The sequence below is a fragment of the Affinundibacterium seohonense genome, assembly GCF_014284305.1.
GTDB lineage: Bacteria > Pseudomonadota > Gammaproteobacteria > Burkholderiales > Burkholderiaceae_D > Undibacterium > Undibacterium seohonense.
The window spans coordinates 99,972-116,772 of the sequence record NZ_JACOFW010000014.1; the positions used below are offsets into that span (position 1 = coordinate 99,972).

Here is a 16,801-nt window from a genome sequence, read left to right on the forward strand (position 1 = left end):
CCGCATTTTTCTGATGCTTCACTGTCGCAGCGTATTGCGTTTATACTTCATTATTCTTTTTTTCGTAAGATTTAGGCGCAACTATTGATCGTCGCTAAAATGTACTCCTAGCTGCTGTGACTGCTTCTACAATGCTTTGTCTATTGCCAAGAATCTGACCGATGAGAATATCTTTCCTAAAACCATCAAGCAAAAACTTCAACGATAAAAATCATGAAAACAAAAGTCAAATTACTCGCGCTGGCTGCAATGTTATTCAGTGTTCATAATGCCATGGCGCAGACTGATGATAAACATCAATGGCTGGAAGACGTGGGTGGCGAGAAGGCCTTGGATTGGGTCAAAGCGCGCAATCAGGAAACGCGTAATAAGCTCGATAACGATGCGGGCTTTCTGAAGTTACGTAGCGATTTGCAAGTGATCCTTGATTCCAAAGACCGCATCCCTGGCATACAAAAAATTGGTAATGCTGTTTATAACTTTTGGATGGATGCCGAACATCCGCGTGGTGTTTGGCGCAAAACCAGTTTAGCGGAGTATCGTAAGCCATCGCCAAAATGGGAAATGGTGATGGATCTCGATGCGATTGCCAAAGCGGAAAATGAAAACTGGGTTTTTAAAGGCAGCCAGTGTCGCGAGCCTGCCTACGATCGTTGCATCATTAATTTGTCGCGCGGTGGCGCGGATGCGGTGACGATACGTGAATTTGATTTAAAGACGAAGCAGTTTGTGAAAGACGGCTTTAGCCTGCCAGAGTCAAAAATGAATGTCGCGTGGCGTGATAAAAATACGCTATTTGTTGGTACTGATTTTGGCGCTGGCTCCATGACGGATTCTGGCTATCCACGCATTGTTAAGGAGTGGACGCGTGGCACACCGATCAGTACAGCAAAAACCATTTTTGAGGGTAAGAAAGAAGATATCAGCGTGTCTGCTGGTCGTGCTACTCATCGTGGCATCACACATGAAATCGTGAATCGTGCGGTGACTTTTTATACCTCTGAAGTTTTCTTGATGCGCGGTAGTAAGTTGTTGAAACTTGATATCCCTGCACAGACTGGCTATGAATTTTTTGGCACGCAATTCATCGTGACCCCGAATGAAACTTGGACTACTGGCGGTAAAACTTACGCGCAAGGTAGTGTCTTGGCGATTGATTTTGAAGCCTTTTTGAAAGGTGATCGTAACTTCACAGTCCTGTTTCAACCAACCGATAATGCGTCGTTCACTGGTGTAACAGCGACCAAGAATTATCTCTTAATGCAATTGTTACGAGATGTGAAGAGTAGTTTGGTTGAACTGCAGTTCAAGCAAGGTAAATGGGTGGCGCGCAATGTGAATTTGCCGACGATGGGCGCGGTCGGTGTTAGTCCATTGGATTCAGAAAAATCTGACGAGTATCTGTTGAGTTACTCAGATTACTTGACCCCAAGTGTTTTACATCTGGCCAAGGCTGGTACGGATCAACGTGAGTTGTTGAAATCAGCGCCAAGCTTTTTTGACGCTAGTCCGTATCAAGCAGTACAAAAATTTGCGACATCAAAAGACGGTAGCAAAGTACCTTACTTCATGGTGCACAAGAAAGACATCAAGCTCGATGGCGGCAATCCAACTTTGTTATACGCGTATGGTGGCTTCCAAGTATCCTTAACGCCATCTTATTCTGGTGGTATCGGTAAAGCGTGGTTAGACAAAGGTGGCGTGTACGTAGTGGCGAATATTCGTGGTGGCGGTGAGTATGGTCCACGCTGGCACCAAGCTGCATTAAAACAAAATCGTCAACGTGCTTATGATGATTTCGCCGCAGTCGCAGAGGATTTGATCGCTAGCAAAATCACTAGCGCAAAACATTTAGGTGCGATGGGTGGTAGTAATGGTGGCTTGTTGGCAGGCGTGGCATTAACCCAGCGTCCTGAGTTGTTTAATGCCGTGGTGAGTCAAGTTCCCTTGCTCGACATGCAGCGTTATAACAAGTTGTTAGCGGGTGCCTCTTGGATGGGTGAATATGGTAATCCTGATGTGCCAGCGGAATGGGAATACATCAAACAATACTCCCCATATCACAACGTCAAAGCGGAATTGAAATATCCAAATGTCTTGTTTATTACCTCGACACGTGACGATCGCGTACATCCTGGACATGCACGCAAGATGGCAGCGAAGATGCTAGATCAGGGTCATCAAAATGTCTGGTACTACGAAAATATTGAAGGCGGACATGGCGGTGCTGCAAACAATGCACAGCGCGCGGATATGAGTGCGATTACGTATTCGTTTTTGTGGAATATGCTGAAGTAAAAAAGCATGAGCCGCAGAGGCGCCGAGGACGCAGAGATTTTCTCTAGATGTTTCCTCTGCACCTCTGCGGCAAAAGATTCAAATTTGAAAGTCTCAGCATGACCCTGTACCAACTCCTCGCCCAATTTATTCGCCAACACTGGCGCTCTTACGTTGCGGCTGCCGTGATGCTGTTTTTGGTTGCTGCCTTAACAGTGTTAATTCCACGTAAGATCGGTCAAATCATTGACGCCATGGTGGCGCACAACTTGGCAGGCGAAGCCTTGATCTGGGAATTGGCAACGGTGCTGTTGATGGGCGTTGCAATTTATTTTCTGCGTGTGGGTTGGCGTTTGCAATTGTTCGCTGCGTCGTATCGCTTGGGCGCACAGTTGCGTTTACGTTTGTATCAACGCTTAAGTATGCAAGGTCCCGCATTTTTCCAGCAACAACGTACCGGTGATTTGATGGCGTTGGGAACGAATGATGCGGATGCGATTGAGTTGGCAGCTGGCGAAGCGGCGCTAGCGGGTTTTGATGGCGCTATGACATTTGTGCTGGTGATCGGCATGATGACTTTGGGCGTGGATTGGCGTTTGGCCTTAGCGACCTTGTTGCCATTTCCTTTCATGGCGTGGGCGTTCAAACGGATTACCCATCATGTGCATGATGCTTCGAAAGAGTCGTTAGAACGTTTTAGTAAGTTGAATGATCACGTGCAAGAAACCATTTCTGGCGTGCGTACTTTGCGCGTGCTCGGTCTAGAACAGCGCAATGCAGAGCAATTTGCGGAGATGGCGGAACACGCGGCAGACGCTAGTCTGCGTGCGCAAAGATGGGAAGCCGCCTACGAACCGGCAGTCGGTGTTGCCTTGACCGCCGCAGGTGCTTTAACTTTGGGTGTCGGTGCTTATCTGGTGTGGCAAAACGAAATGAGCATTGGTAATTTGACTGCATTCAGTATGTATCTCGGGCAGTTGATTTGGCCCATGTTCGCTGCTGGTTGGGTCTTGTCTTTGTTAGAGCGTGGCAAAGCAGCTTGGGGACGCTTACGTCCTGTATTGGAAGCGGATTTGGTGATTCAGGATTTAGGCAAATTACAGAACCAACCAGAAGGCACAATTCGTTTCGATCATGTGAGTTTTTCTTATCCCGGACAAGCGAATTTGGCATTGAATCAATTGAACTTTAGTTTGGGTTCCGGACAGACGCTAGGCATTGTCGGGGCGACCGGTGCTGGTAAATCGAGCGTGCTCAGGTTGTTGCTACGACAGTTCGAGACCAAGCAAGGTCATGTGACTTGGGGCGAACACAGTATCGCTGCTTTCCCTTTAGAACGCTTGCGCAATGCCATCAATTGGGTGGCGCAAGAGCCTTTCTTATTTTCCGCATCGATTGCTAGCAATATCGCTTTATCGAATCCGCAAGCTAGTCGCGAACAAATTATGCATGCTGCTGAGTTGGCGGCGATTCATGAGGATATTTTGCGTTTTCCGGAAGGCTACGATACGCCGGTTGGAGAGCGGGGTGTGACTTTATCCGGTGGACAAAAACAGCGTGTAGCGATTGCACGAGCCTTGCTGACTGATAGTCCTTTACTGCTTTTAGATGATGCCTTGTCAGCAGTCGATACCGATACCGAAACCCGCATTCTCAGACATCTTGCCGAATTGCGTTTAGCACGACCTGAGCGTAGTGCGATTATCGTTAGTCATCGTTTAAGTGCGGTTGCCGAAGCCGATCATATTTTGGTTTTGCGCGAGGGTGTGCTGATAGAACAAGGTACACATCAGCAGTTATTGGCCTTAGATGGCTGGTATGCGAGTCAGTGGAAATACCAACAGTTAGAGGCAGATTTAAATGCAGCCTGAAGTTCAACAAAATGCTGAGACAGATACCAAACAGCAAACCGACAAGCCCTCAGAAAAAAAATTGGCGGTGCAACTCTTGGTGCAAGCAGCGAAGCCAGAGAAGCGTCATGTCATCTTGGGCATCGTATTTCTATTTTTGGCTTCTGGCCTCGAAGCCTTAGGGCCGATCTTAGGCAAGGCTTTCATCGATCATTATTTACTTCCTCGGAATAATGATATCTGGATGATGGCAGGTTTACTGCTTGCCTTCGTTTTGACGGGCTGGTGGGCGACTTGGCTACGCTATTTGCAATTGACGCGTTTGGCCGGCGTGGCGATGCGTTCAGTACGCCGTTTGCGTGAGCAGGTGTATGCGCATGTGTTGCGATTGCCGATGGCGTTTTTTGATAAGGCGATCACCGGACAACTAGTCAGTCGTGTGACCAACGATACCGAGGCCGTAAAAAATCTTTACGTGCAAGTCTTGTTCGTGATGTTAGACAGTTCTATCGTGGTACTCGGCGCTTTGATTGCGATGGCATGGCTCGATTGGCGTTTGATGTTGATCGTCTTGATGTTGGTGCCCGCGGTAGTGGTGATCGTTTGGTTTTATCAACGCTGGAGTGCACCAGCAGTGACCCGCGCGCGGCAGATGCGCAGCGAGATCAATGCACAAGTGGCTGAGAGTATTAATGGCATGAGTGCGCTCCAGGCCTGCAATGCGGAACGTGGCTTTGGTGAACGTTTTGAAGCGACCAATCAAAAACATTATGTGGCGCGGGTTGATGAGTTACGTGCAAATGCTTGGCTATTGCGTCCCGCCCTAGATTTACTCAATTCCTTGTTGCTGGTGGTGGTGATTTTCGTCTTTGGTCAGCGCAGTTTCTCTGGATTAGAAATCGGTATCTTGTATGCATTTGTCAGCTACATCGCTCGCGTGGTTGATCCACTCATACAAATTACTTTGCAGTTCGGACAGATCCAGCAGGCGGTCGTATCTGCGGCGCGGGTGAACACTTTGTTGCAAGAATCAACTGCCGTTAGCAAACAAAACGATGCCGAAATCACTGAGGGTGCCTTGCACTTATCGAAGGTGCGTTTCGGCTACGATCCCGAGCAAGTGATCTTGCATGAGATCGATTTGGATATTCCTGCAGGCAGTTTTTATGGCATCGTAGGTCATACTGGTAGTGGCAAATCCACGCTGTTAAGTTTGTTATTGCGTTTTTACACCGCACAAAGTGGAAAGATCTTGATTGACGATCTGGACTTGCAAGAATTGAGTGACGAACGCTTCCGTGCCAGTGTGGGTTTGGTTCCGCAAGAACCATTTTTGTTGGCAGCCAATGCTCGCGAGAATATTGCGATGGGACGGGATATCAGTGAAGCCGACATCATTGCCGCAGCCAAAGCCGCGCGCGCTCACGACTTTATTCTGCAATTAGAACATGGCTACCTGACACCTTTGGGTGAAGGTGGAGCGAAGTTATCGACAGGGCAGAAACAATTAATAGCGATTGCGCGTGCACTTGCAGGTAAGCCAAAGATTTTGTTCTTAGATGAAGCGACCTCGCATATTGATAGTGAAACTGAACAGGTCGTGCAACTGGCCTTGAATGCCTTAAGAGGGCAGGTCACTATCGTCGCGATTGCACATCGACTCTCAACGATACGTGATGCCGATAAGATCATCGTCTTGAATCATGGCCGGATTGCCGAGCAGGGACAACATGCTGATTTGATGGCGGTCGACAACGGTCTGTATCAAAAACTGTATTTGCTACAGACTTTGGAAGAATAGAAGGGCTTGATGGCTTAAGTTAACGCGGGCAAATGACCCGCCTTGCTTCCGCCTGATGCAAATAGGTTCGTCCGGGGTCGGGTGCTTTGAAGCATCTATCGCCAAGTTTAGTAATTTGCGTACCATCGGCGGCTTTAAATGTTTCCATTTGCAGACCACGTGGCGTGCCTGCTTTCTCTATCTTGTGGGCGAGCTCTTCCCACTTATCTTTGTACGGGTTATTTTGTTTCTGCCAGTATTCTCTTGCAATTTGATTCGGCGGTTTTGCTGCTTCGATTTTTTGTTGCTCGAATCTCAGATCACGTTCCAATAATTTACTGATGTTGTTCACATCGCGGTTTAATGTGGCGTTTGGGCTGTGTTCTACGGGCTCATTGGCAATGGCAGTATCAGTCACAGGTTTTTGCGCATCGGCAGGTGGGACAGAGATCGCCTCTAACTGCTTTTGTTTTACTTGGTTATTCTTGCTCAGTTGCGGATGATTCGTTTGCTGATTCGTGAGCCTAATGTCTTTTTCTGATTTCTGAATTTTAACAACCGGAGGCTTTATAAAGACGATAGACATAGTTTCTGATTGATCAAATCTCTCGATTGTAGAGCTAGTATTTGATCGACTTGAGGAGTTAAGCATGAAGCCATACAAACCAGCTAAGTGCAAAATCAATACGAACAGAAAGCGCAGTGTTTTTGATCTGGTTTGTGAGCGAAAGAGCATGGTGTGACAGCCAATCTGTGGAGAGCAGTCGGCTAGTGTAGTAGAACGTGGCGCTATCTCATGTGGCTGATTAGATTGATGCAGAGCTTGCTCTAAAAGGTACCGAATCCCAGTACTAGACAAAGAAAACGCTTGCAGCATGAGATAGTCCGTTTACACTGTGCGTTTTCATTCTACGCCAAGCTGCTTGGCCGCCTTCCATGAAATGGTTACTCGCTTTAGCCGCCGCCGGTGTGGTGTTTATTCTAGGTCTGCTCGCGTATATCTTCCTGATTTTGGCTCCGGGGTTGCCGGAATTGACAGCAGTGACCGATTACAAGCCGAAGATTCCTTTACGAATTTACACCGCCGATAATAATTTGATTGGCGAATTTGGTGAGGAACACAGGGATTTTGTTCCGATTAAAGATATTCCAGAAAAGATGAAAAAAGCGGTGTTGTCAATTGAAGACGCGCGCTTCTATGAACACAGCGGGGTTGACTACATCGGTGTTGCTCGTGCCGTGGTGGCGACAGCAACTGGCGGCGTGCAACAAGGGGCTTCGACGATCACGATGCAAGTCGCACGTAATTTCTTTTTGACCCGTGAAAAATCGATGACGCGTAAATTGCGTGAGATGATGCTGGCAAAGCGCATAGAAGATGCTTTGTCAAAAGATCAGATTTTAGAGCTGTATATGAATCAGATTTATCTTGGGCAACGCACTCACGGTTTTTCTAGTGCGGCACGTACTTACTTTAATAAATCCCTCAAAGAATTAACCATTGCAGAAACCGCGATGTTAGCGGGTATTCCGCAAAATCCAGCACGACATAATCCGGCAGTCAACTTTGAACGTGCCAAAAAGCGTCAGATCTTAGTTTTGAAAAGTATGTTAAAGCATGGCGACATTAATCAAGCTCAATTTGAGTCAGCGAGTAAAGAGCGTTTGCAGGTCAGTAAAGTCGCGCAGTTTGAATCACATGCAGCGCATGTGGCGGAAATGGTGCGACAGCAAATCTATGCCCAATTCAAAGACGAAACTTACACTCTCGGTATCAAAGTCATTACAACGATAGACAGTGATGAGCAAGATGCGGCTTATGAGTCCTTACGCAGAAATGTCCTGACTTACGATCAGCGTCACGGCTATCGTGGTCCCGAGGCATTTATTGAATTACCGACGGATGACACCTTACGGGATGAAGCGATAGATGAGTTTTTGCAAAAGTTTCCATCCAGCGAGGGCTTGATTTCCGCGGTTGTGACCGCGGCATCTCCGAAGTTGATCAAAGCCGATTTGGCGACTGGTGAATCCGTGGAGATTAGTGGCGAGGGATTGCGCTTAGCTGTTCCTGCTTTACAGTCAAAGGCCAATCGCGACATAAAAATCCGTGTTGGTGCCTTGATACGGGTGATGCAAGACCGCAAAGGAAAATGGTCCGTCACACAAACCCCAGAGGTTGAGGCAGCCTATGTTTCTTTAAATGCGAATAATGGTGCGTATCGCGCTATGGTCGGTGGCTTTGATTTTAATCGTAAAAAATTCAATCACGTGACCAGTGGCTGGCGTCAACCAGGCTCGTCAATTAAACCTTTTGTTTACTCAGCTGCCTTAGAAAAGGGATTTTCTCCAGAAACCTTGATCAATGATGTTCCACTGTCAGAGACTACGGAGGAAGTCTTAGCTTGGGATCCACGTAATGATGATGGTCAGTACGACGGCCCTATCGATATGCAGCATGCACTGGCGAAATCTAAAAACGTAGTGTCTGTGCGTATTTTGAAAGCCATTGGAGCAGGGTATGGTCGAGACTTTTTGCCACGATTTGGTTTTGATCAGAATAAACATCCGCTTAATTTGACGATGGCCTTGGGAACTGGTTCTGTCACTCCATTGCAATTGGCAGGTGCTTATGCGGTTTTCGCGAATGGTGGATATCAAGTTAAACCTTGGTTGATTCAGAAAGTCGTAGACAGCAAGGGAACCGTGCTTTTCGAAGCCAAAGTCGCAGAACAAGCTAGTGAAGATATGCGTGTGCTAGATAGTCGTAATGCATTTGTGATGGATAGTATGTTGCGGGAAGTCGTGCGTTCCGGGACCGGGGCTGCGGCGACTCAAAAACTTGGACGCCGTGATTTGGCAGGCAAGACCGGTACGACTAGCGACGCCGTGGATGGCTGGTTTGCAGGTTATGCGGGTAATGTGGTGGCTGTTTCTTGGATGGGCTTTGATGATCCTAAGTCCTTAGGTGGACGGGAGTTTGGCGCAACAGTAGCATTGCCAATTTGGATCGATGCGATGCGTCATGCCTTAAATGGCAAACCGGAGTTTACCCGTCCTACACCTGAGAACTTAGTTTTTGCCAATGGCAAATGGATGTATGCGGAATATGAGAATGGCGCCGGGGTAAAAACGCTGGATATTGAGACTGCGCCAGCCACGATACCGCCAGAGCAGTAGTCGCAAAGGATAAAAAAAAGCCCGCAAATGTTTGCGGGCAAAATCCACACCCTTGGAGGAGTAGTCAGATGAGCCTTCATCATAACGATGCATTATTACGCCATCATGACGTGGCTGCATTCAGCTAAGTCCTCTACTAATGGTGTTTATTGCTGTTCCTCTTTTGCCTTGTCAGGCATGCCGGTTAACTCGGACTTGATGGATTCGTCTTCGGGTTTTTTGACATCATCTAGATACCGTTCTACCAAATCAAAGAATCGACCATATAACTTTGCCTCGGCTATGGTTTCGCTGGCAACTTTCACCATGGAATCATTGCTGGCGCCAAAAGGTAAAGAGATTGAACCTATACCACCGACCCCCAAGCTAGCACTTGAGCTATTTTTCTTTAAAGAATAGCGATCACGAACGGCGTTTGCGAAAATAGTCGTGCTGTTGCTGCCTTTGCTATTGGGTGCACAGACAATATTGAATTCGATCTCGACATGTGTTTCATCATCTGACTGAAATTTTCTACGCCCTTTGACATTGTTCTCGTGCGCTTCATTGATGATATAGCCTTGACTGAGTAAAGCACGCCTCGAAGCTTCACAGGCTTCTTCCTCTGTGCCAGGTACCGCGTAGGTGAACATGTCTGCCATGCCAAATTCATCTTTGTGCACGGTCGCTTTTTGAGTCGTCGTGCAAGCACTTAGACTCGAGACTAATAGCAGGGAGACGAGAGCAAATTTGAGATGATTAATGTTTGACATTGAGAATACTCTGCTTGGGCTTGATAGATTCAGGCGATGGCGCTGATGGTTGTAGAGCTCGCTGATTTTACATCCTAAAGAAGGCAATCTACAGGGAAAATCAGCGTTATTTGCAACGACATCGTTTAGCTTACTTACACTGAACGTAGGAGTTAGCTTGGGCGATGACGCAAACGCTCAGCCGCTGCCCGTATCATCTCTTCTGTGGTTGCCCAATCGACGCACGCATCAGTCACGGAACAGCCATACACTAACTGCGATAGATCGGCTGGAATTTTCTGATTGCCATCAACGATATTCGATTCAATCATGACGCCGACCAAAGCTTGATTGCCATTGACAACTTGATTGATGACATCGGCCATCACGAGTGGTTGTAGCTCGGGTTTTTTATAGCTATTCGCGTGTGAGCAATCGACGATAATATTGGCCGGTAATTTGGCTTTCTTGAGTGCCTGTTCTGCCATCGCGACCGATACCGTATCGTAATTAGGACGGCCATCACCGCCACGCAATACGACGTGACCATACTGATTGCCACGAGTACGAACCACCGCAACTTTGCCCTGGCCATTTAAGCCTAAAAAAGAATGCGGATGGGATGCCGATAAAATCGCGTTAATCGCAATACTGATATCACCATCAGTTCCATTTTTGAAACCGACTGGCGTAGACAGACCTGACGACATTTCGCGGTGGGTTTGTGATTCTGTGGTGCGGGCACCGATGGCAGTCCAGGCGATCAAGTCGCCGAGGTATTGTGGCGAAATTGGATCGAGCGCTTCGGTCGCGGTTGGCAAGCCTAGTTCACAGATGTCTAACAAAAACTGGCGCGCTTTCTCCATTCCCAGATCAACCTGAAAAGAGTCATCCATCATGGGGTCATTGATATACCCTTTCCATCCAGTCGTGGTGCGTGGCTTTTCGAAATACACCCGCATTACCAATAGCATGCTGTCCTTAACTTCGTCTTGCAAGGCTTTGAGGCGACGGGCGTAGTCCAGTCCAGCAATCGGATCGTGAATAGAACAAGGGCCAACTACTACGATAAAGCGTCGATCTTTACGATCTAAAATGTTCTTTAGCGCTTCACGTCCGGCATCGACTACGGTTGCAGCGTTCTCAGATAAAGGGAGTTTGGCGTGTAATTCCTCGGGCGTGGGCATCGGTGCAAACGAGGTGACATTGATATTTTCTAAATCCTGGCTATTCATAGGTTTGATTTCAAATAAAGGAGTAAATGGCTGTAGCTATTATAGGGCAGGCGGGCTCGATGGTTTGTGCACTAAGCCCTGATTTCTATGCAGAAATCACCACAGACTTAACAAAATTTGATGTGTTGCGATGGCATAGGGAAGAAATAGCTGGTTTTCTGTAGCTTATTCCGAGCATGGTTTTACTGTGATCTTTCTTACACTAAGCTCTCTTTCTATGTTTGAAAAATTTTGAGGTGCTTTATGCTTTCGTCATCAGAGCAATCACGCGGGAAATATAAGGAACCAAAACCTTTGCACGGAGTGCCAGGCCATATTTATATCCTGCGTAATTCTGGTTTGAAAGAAGGTGTTTTACAAATTGGCTTAAGCCGACGCTCTGGATGGGCCAAGGCTTTGGAGCTGAACCGAGACAAGACTAATACCATACCCGGCAGTTTTGAATGCATATTTGAAATGCGTGCCCAAGATGGTGGCGGCGCTTTAGAAATGGTTTTGAAGGCTCTGCACAATGTTCGATGTGGACGCAAGGATCAGGATTTTTTTGAAATTGAATTGCACCGTGCTGAGGCAATAATTCGCATATCGGTAAGCGATGCGGACTTGAAGTTTCAAAATCGCTTCAGACAAGATGTGGCGATGCGCGAGTATTTGGAAAAGGAAAGCGCTGCTGCAGTTGAGCCTGTAAAAACAGAACCCGTTCGCGAAGGTATCTTTAAGAAAGCAATGTCTTGGGTCTCTGAGGCGATGAATTAAACTCAATCACTGAAACTTGTCGCCTCATCGCGTAAGGTGTCAAGTTTTAGTCGCACTACCAAACAATCCTCAGATTTGCCGAGCGTAATTCTCTGCACAATCAGCTCCATCCCATTTCACAAATTTCGGCTAGTTTTGATACACCGCAAAGCTTGTTCGAAAACCTCGCATTTATCCATAGTCATTTTGTTGCCATCTTTCCAAAATTGACTGCAGTCAAGGAAAGCAAGTCACTAGCCACTTACACTCGGTGACGTGGGGAAACTACATCCACAACATCAAATAGCGCAGACTGTTCGCTTTGCTTGGTATGCGCTTTTTATGATTTACATTCACTAGGGGTTAACTCGACATGAGCTCAACGTTCACCAAGTCAACCGCCAGAAATATTTTTTATGGCGGCTCTGTATTTTTCTTCCTGTTATTTTTAGCACTGACCTTCGACACGATGCGTGCGCTGCCCAAGCGAGATAACAGCGCAAATCTAACCGAATCGGCAATCCGCGGTAAAAAAATATGGGAGACCCGCAACTGTATTGGCTGTCACACGCTCCTCGGTGAAGGTGCGTATTTTGCGCCTGAACTCGGCAATGTGTATAAGCGTCGCGGTCCTGACTTTATTCGCGCGTGGATGGCTGCTCAGCCAACCGGAGCTCCGGGTCGTCGTCAGATGCCACAGTTCAATTTAAACGAAAAAGAAATGAACGATCTCGTCGAATTTCTGAAATACAGCTCAGAGATTAATACCAATAACTGGCCGCCGAATATCGAAGGTTAATAACGCGATCCTTAAACATACCAGGGCTTACGCAAAATTGTCTCAACGCGACGCAAGGGAGCACTTTTGCGAAGACAGTAAAAATCGCAAATGAATCGCAGCAGCAATTTGAGGCGGTTTTGTGTAAGTCCAACTTATAAGCGGAGAACTTCATGCAATACAAATCACAGGCCGTCGCGAAGCCCTACTTTATCGCGGCAATTGCCCTGTTCGTAGGTCAGATCTTATTTGGTCTGATCATGGGCTTGCAATACATCATAGGCGACTTCTTGTTTCCTCTGATTCCATTTAATGTGGCTCGGATGGTGCACACCAACTTGCTAATCGTCTGGCTGCTGTTTGGTTTTATGGGCGCAGCGTATTACCTGATCCCCGAAGAATCGGAACGTGAATTACACAGCCCGAAATTGGCGATGTTAATGTTCTGGGTATTTTTGGTAGCAGGTGCTTTAACCGTCGTTGGCTATCTGGCAGTGCCGTATGCATCGTTGGCGAAAATGACGGGCAATGATCTGCTTGAAACCATGGGGCGGGAATTCCTCGAGCAACCTTTGCCAACCAAAATTGGTATCGTGATTGTGGCACTGGTGTTCTTGTTCAATATTTCGATGACAGTCTTACGCGGTCGCAAAACCAGTATCAGCCTGGTGATGTTGGCAGGTTTGTGGGGCTTAGCGATTTTCTTCCTATTCTCTTTTGTTAATCCACACAATTTAGTGAAAGATAAATTCTACTGGTGGTGGGTCGTGCATTTGTGGGTGGAAGGGGTTTGGGAACTGATCCTTGGCGCGATGCTGGCATTTGTTTTGATTAAAGTCACTGGGGTTGATCGTGAAGTGATCGAAAAATGGTTGTACTCCATTATCGCGATGTCCTTAATCACCGGCATTATCGGTACTGGACACCACTATTTCTGGATCGGTGCGCCTGAATACTGGCAATGGTGGGGTAGCATATTCTCGGCTTTAGAACCGATTCCATTTTTTATGATGACCGTGTTTGCATTCAACATGGTGAACCGTCGCCGTCGTGACCATCCAAATCGTGCGGCCGTGTTGTGGGCTTTAGGTACCGGTGTGATGGCGTTCTTAGGTGCTGGTGTATGGGGCTTCTTACATACTTTGTCACCAGTGAATTACTACACGCACGGCACGCAAATTACGGCGGCCCATGGACACATGGCGTTCTACGGTGCGTATGCGATGGTGGTAATGACGATGATCAGCTACACCATGCCGCTCATGCGTGGTCGTCAGGCGAATAGCAATAAATCTCAAGTCGTCGAAATGTGGTCGTTCTGGTTGATGACAGTATCCATGGTCTTCATTACCTTGTTCCTGACCGCTGCGGGAATCTTGCAAGTATGGTTGCAACGTGTGGCGACATCACCATTGAGTTTCATGGCAACGCAAGATCAGTTGATGATCTTTTACTGGTTACGACTTGCCTCTGGTGTGATTTTCCTACTTGGATTGGGCTTATACATCTTTAGCTTCTTCGTTGGTGGAGACCACGCTGAGAATTCATCTCAAACTTCATAAGCAGCGCAACGCCCGACAACACATCGTCGGGCGTTTTTGATTTGGATTGTTATTTGATATCGCTTTACGAAAGTTTTCATGAATGATTTGAGCCATCAAGTGTTTCTGTCTTCAGCTGCGGCGCAAACTTCAGCAGCCGTCGAGATTCCTTACTATCAGCCAGTTGGGAATGAATGCGCTTTATTTGAACTTGCGTACCAACGCCAGTTACCTCTATTAATTAAGGGACCAACTGGTTGCGGTAAAACACGCTTCGTCGCGCATATGGCAGCGAAACTGGCGCGTCCATTAATCACGGTTGCTTGCCATGATGATCTAACCGCAGCAGATTTAGTCGGCCGTCACTTGATTGGCGATGGAGAAACCTTATGGTCAGATGGCCCGCTGACCCGTGCCGTGCGTCAGGGCGGCATTTGCTATTTGGATGAAATCGTGGAAGCGCGTAAAGATACCACCGTGGTATTGCATCCGCTCACTGACGACCGACGCATCTTGCCTATCGAACGTACCGGCGAGGAATTGGCTGCACCAAAAGAATTCATGCTGGTGGTGTCGTATAACCCTGGCTATCAAAATCTACTCAAAAATCTCAAGCCATCGACGCGACAGCGTTTTTTGGCGATACAGTTTGATTATCCCAATGCAGAATTAGAGCAAAGTATTTTGATGAAAGAAGCAGGCATCGATCTAACGTTGGCAACACGTTTGGTCGATATTGCACAGCGTTTTCGTCAGCTCAAACAACATGATTTAGATGAAGCAGCCTCGACTCGCTTACTGGTCTATGCCGCAAATTTAATTGCTGCTGGATGTCCGGTGATAGAAGCCTGCGCCGCCGCGCTGGTTGAGCCCTTAACTGACGATCTCGATACCATCACTGCTTTAATGGAAGTCGTCAAACTACATTTTGACAGTGGCAAGTTATCAAGTAAAACGCCATGAAAATCTTAGAACCAACGGCACAAGAAATTCAAATAGCAAGTATTGCTGCAACGCTGTACTTGTTGAATATCTTGCTGCTACCGTTTGCCGCCTTCGTGTTGCTGCTATTGCTTTATCAACGACAGCGTCACAATGTGTCGACACTAGTGCAATGCCATTTGATTCAGGCTCTGGGTGCCAGTATCTGTGCTGGTTTTATGCTGATCTTGGTCAGTGCGGGTATTTTATTATTTGGCGATTTACGTCAGGTAGGGACTTGGATGGTTCTAATTTTATACGTCTTGTGCGTGCACTCTGTCTTCATCTTGTTCGGTGTCTTTGCACTGACTAAGGCATTGTCCGGAAAATTGTATTTCTATCCGCTGATCGGCAAAGCTGTTGGTAAACACGGATAAACGAGTCTCATAATGCCAGTTAAAACACATCAAGGTTTATGGGGTCTACCGGTCCAACAATGGCGGCGTTTGACGCAGGTCGGTTTCTTTTTGCTCTTCGTCTTCGCTCCTATCTTTGATCTCTTTCGGCTAGATTTAAATCTTAAGCACTTCATCATTTTCGGCATGGATTGGACTTTAGGTTTAAACGATTTTGTGGCTGGAAAAGACACAGCAGGACAGGCAGCCAAGGCAATTTTCCTACATGCGATCTTGCCCTTAATTCTCGTCGGGGCCGCCGTGATTTATGTTGCATGGAAATGGGGTCGGATCTATTGCGGCTGGCTGTGCCCGCATTTCTCTATCGTGGAAACCATCAATCAAACGCTGCGACGTGCAATCGGTAAACAGAGTTTATGGGACAAAGAAACCTTACCAATGCGTAATCCTGATGGCAGCGAGATTAAACCTGATACGATCTGGTGGTTCGGTGTCATTCCGCTTGTCATCATTTGTGCAATCACTTGGGCGACCGTGTTACTGACGTATTTACTACCGCCAGCAGAGGTCTACGGCAATCTCAGGCATGGCACGTTGACGCGCAATCAAAGCGTCTTCTTGATCGCTGGCAGTATTGCCTTTTTCGTCGAATTTATGTTTGCGCGTCATTTGTTTTGCCGCTACGCCTGTGCCCTAGGCTTGTTCCAAAGTCTGGCCTGGATGGCAAACGACAAAGCGATGGTGATCGGATTTAAACGGGAAAGAGCGAAAGACTGCTCAACCTGCTACTCGGCCTGTGACCACGTTTGCCCTATGCGTCTAAATCCGCGCAATGTCAAACGTCTGATGTTCGCTTGTGTGCAATGTGGTCAATGTACCGACGCCTGCACACAAACGCAGAGCGACAATCCGCAAGGCAATTTACTCGAATGGGTAAATCAAGCCCATGCCGAATCGGAAGCGGCATTAAATGGTAGTACCGCGCGGATTATTCAAATTAAGCTGGAAAAGAATAATTCGATTCCAATCAATAATGCGAAGAATAATGGTAATCGAGACATACAAAATCCTTGAGCGTAGAGAAGACGTCTAACTTGTAGGGCGGGTGCAACCCGCGCCGCCAAACCGTAGTCCACCCAAGACCGGCCTATGTACCGCGCGGGTTGCACCCGCCCTTCTATGATGCATGTCAAGTCCAACTTGCAAATTCATTGCATTTAATTTTCGTTTTTCATTTTTCTCTCCTGCTTCGTTGTGTCGTACGTTCACAATTCGTAATAAGTCTCTGGTCATTTGCTCGTGAAACTTAGTTTCACCACCTTCTATCCGCTGGCGTTTTCGACCAGCCTAATTCTGC

At 47.2% G+C, this 16,801-nt stretch carries 13 protein-coding genes; 10 read left to right on the top strand and 3 right to left on the bottom strand.

The window, feature by feature from the left end:
• Window positions 1–213 precede the first annotated feature (213 nt).
• The 3 genes from H8K52_RS13050 (at window position 214) to H8K52_RS13060 (ending at window position 5,928) form a co-directional block, all read left to right on the top strand.
• Window positions 214–2,298 (top strand): prolyl oligopeptidase family serine peptidase, encoded by a 2,085-nt coding sequence (locus H8K52_RS13050; protein ID WP_186923342.1) that lies wholly within the window; start codon window positions 214–216, stop codon window positions 2,296–2,298.
• Window positions 2,299–2,396: 98 nt separating this feature from the next.
• A complete protein-coding gene (locus H8K52_RS13055; RefSeq protein WP_186923343.1) occupies window positions 2,397–4,148 on the top strand; it encodes an ABC transporter ATP-binding protein in 1,752 nt (583 codons plus the stop codon).
• On the top strand, window positions 4,138–5,928 hold the full coding sequence (locus H8K52_RS13060) for an ABC transporter ATP-binding protein (protein WP_186923344.1): 1,791 nt from the start codon (window positions 4,138–4,140) through the stop codon (window positions 5,926–5,928). The genes H8K52_RS13055 and H8K52_RS13060 overlap by 11 nt, the downstream gene beginning before the upstream one ends.
• A 19-nt stretch (window positions 5,929–5,947) precedes the next feature.
• Here the strand turns inward: H8K52_RS13060 and H8K52_RS13065 are convergent, their stop codons facing one another.
• Window positions 5,948–6,493, bottom strand: coding sequence for a hypothetical protein (locus H8K52_RS13065; RefSeq protein WP_186923345.1), 546 nt, complete (start codon window positions 6,491–6,493; stop codon window positions 5,948–5,950).
• Between the two features lie 350 nt (window positions 6,494–6,843).
• On the opposite strand from H8K52_RS13065, the gene H8K52_RS13070 reads away from it, so the two are divergent.
• Window positions 6,844–9,087, top strand: coding sequence for a penicillin-binding protein 1A (locus tag H8K52_RS13070; RefSeq protein WP_186923346.1), 2,244 nt, complete (start codon window positions 6,844–6,846; stop codon window positions 9,085–9,087).
• A 146-nt stretch (window positions 9,088–9,233) separates the two neighbouring features.
• On the opposite strand, the gene H8K52_RS13075 is transcribed toward H8K52_RS13070, so the two are convergent.
• Both H8K52_RS13075 and H8K52_RS13080 read right to left on the bottom strand, forming a co-directional pair.
• On the bottom strand, window positions 9,234–9,839 hold the full coding sequence (locus tag H8K52_RS13075) for a DUF2242 domain-containing protein (RefSeq protein WP_186923347.1): 606 nt from the start codon (window positions 9,837–9,839) through the stop codon (window positions 9,234–9,236).
• A 152-nt stretch (window positions 9,840–9,991) separates the two neighbouring features.
• A complete protein-coding gene (locus H8K52_RS13080; protein ID WP_186923348.1) occupies window positions 9,992–11,053 on the bottom strand; it encodes a 3-deoxy-7-phosphoheptulonate synthase in 1,062 nt (353 codons plus the stop codon).
• Between the two features lie 243 nt (window positions 11,054–11,296).
• Here H8K52_RS13080 and H8K52_RS13085 point away from each other — a divergent pair, with 243 nt between their 5' ends.
• From H8K52_RS13085 to H8K52_RS13110, 6 genes are all read left to right on the top strand, one after another.
• A complete protein-coding gene (locus tag H8K52_RS13085; protein ID WP_186923349.1) occupies window positions 11,297–11,809 on the top strand; it encodes a GIY-YIG nuclease family protein in 513 nt (170 codons plus the stop codon).
• Between the two features lie 352 nt (window positions 11,810–12,161).
• Window positions 12,162–12,587 carry a c-type cytochrome gene (locus H8K52_RS13090; RefSeq protein WP_186923350.1) on the top strand — a complete coding sequence of 142 codons (426 nt, stop codon included), beginning with the start codon at window positions 12,162–12,164 and terminating at the stop codon, window positions 12,585–12,587.
• Between the two features lie 152 nt (window positions 12,588–12,739).
• The gene (locus tag H8K52_RS13095) at window positions 12,740–14,128 is read left to right on the top strand and encodes a cbb3-type cytochrome c oxidase subunit I (RefSeq protein ID WP_186923351.1); all 1,389 of its coding nucleotides are present in this window, start codon (window positions 12,740–12,742) and stop codon (window positions 14,126–14,128) included.
• Window positions 14,129–14,206: 78 nt separating this feature from the next.
• Window positions 14,207–15,070 (top strand): CbbQ/NirQ/NorQ/GpvN family protein, encoded by an 864-nt coding sequence (locus H8K52_RS13100; protein ID WP_186923352.1) that lies wholly within the window; start codon window positions 14,207–14,209, stop codon window positions 15,068–15,070.
• Window positions 15,067–15,465: a hypothetical protein gene (locus tag H8K52_RS13105; RefSeq protein ID WP_186923353.1), complete on the top strand. Its 399-nt coding sequence runs from the start codon at window positions 15,067–15,069 to the stop codon at window positions 15,463–15,465. Before H8K52_RS13100 ends, H8K52_RS13105 begins: the two co-directional genes overlap by 4 nt.
• A 12-nt stretch (window positions 15,466–15,477) precedes the next feature.
• Window positions 15,478–16,518, top strand: a complete 1,041-nt coding sequence (locus H8K52_RS13110) for a 4Fe-4S binding protein (RefSeq protein WP_186923354.1) — start codon at window positions 15,478–15,480, stop codon at window positions 16,516–16,518.
• Window positions 16,519–16,801: the final 283 nt, after the last annotated feature.

Excerpts from the sequence above, each read along its gene's own strand:
- H8K52_RS13090 (WP_186923350.1), top strand. The coding sequence starts at position 12,162 with ATGAGCTCAACGTTCACCAAGTCAACCGCCAGAAATATTTTTTATGGC.
- H8K52_RS13110 (WP_186923354.1), top strand. The coding sequence starts at position 15,478 with ATGCCAGTTAAAACACATCAAGGTTTATGGGGTCTACCGGTCCAACAA.
- H8K52_RS13055 (WP_186923343.1), top strand. The coding sequence starts at position 2,397 with ATGACCCTGTACCAACTCCTCGCCCAATTTATTCGCCAACACTGGCGC.
- H8K52_RS13060 (WP_186923344.1), top strand. The coding sequence starts at position 4,138 with ATGCAGCCTGAAGTTCAACAAAATGCTGAGACAGATACCAAACAGCAA.
- H8K52_RS13080 (WP_186923348.1), bottom strand. The coding sequence starts at position 11,053 with ATGAATAGCCAGGATTTAGAAAATATCAATGTCACCTCGTTTGCACCG.
- H8K52_RS13065 (WP_186923345.1), bottom strand. The coding sequence starts at position 6,493 with ATGTCTATCGTCTTTATAAAGCCTCCGGTTGTTAAAATTCAGAAATCA.
- H8K52_RS13105 (WP_186923353.1), top strand. The coding sequence starts at position 15,067 with ATGAAAATCTTAGAACCAACGGCACAAGAAATTCAAATAGCAAGTATT.
- H8K52_RS13095 (WP_186923351.1), top strand. The coding sequence starts at position 12,740 with ATGCAATACAAATCACAGGCCGTCGCGAAGCCCTACTTTATCGCGGCA.
- H8K52_RS13075 (WP_186923347.1), bottom strand. The coding sequence starts at position 9,839 with ATGTCAAACATTAATCATCTCAAATTTGCTCTCGTCTCCCTGCTATTA.
- H8K52_RS13100 (WP_186923352.1), top strand. The coding sequence starts at position 14,207 with ATGAATGATTTGAGCCATCAAGTGTTTCTGTCTTCAGCTGCGGCGCAA.
- H8K52_RS13050 (WP_186923342.1), top strand. The coding sequence starts at position 214 with ATGAAAACAAAAGTCAAATTACTCGCGCTGGCTGCAATGTTATTCAGT.
- H8K52_RS13085 (WP_186923349.1), top strand. The coding sequence starts at position 11,297 with ATGCTTTCGTCATCAGAGCAATCACGCGGGAAATATAAGGAACCAAAA.
- H8K52_RS13070 (WP_186923346.1), top strand. The coding sequence starts at position 6,844 with ATGAAATGGTTACTCGCTTTAGCCGCCGCCGGTGTGGTGTTTATTCTA.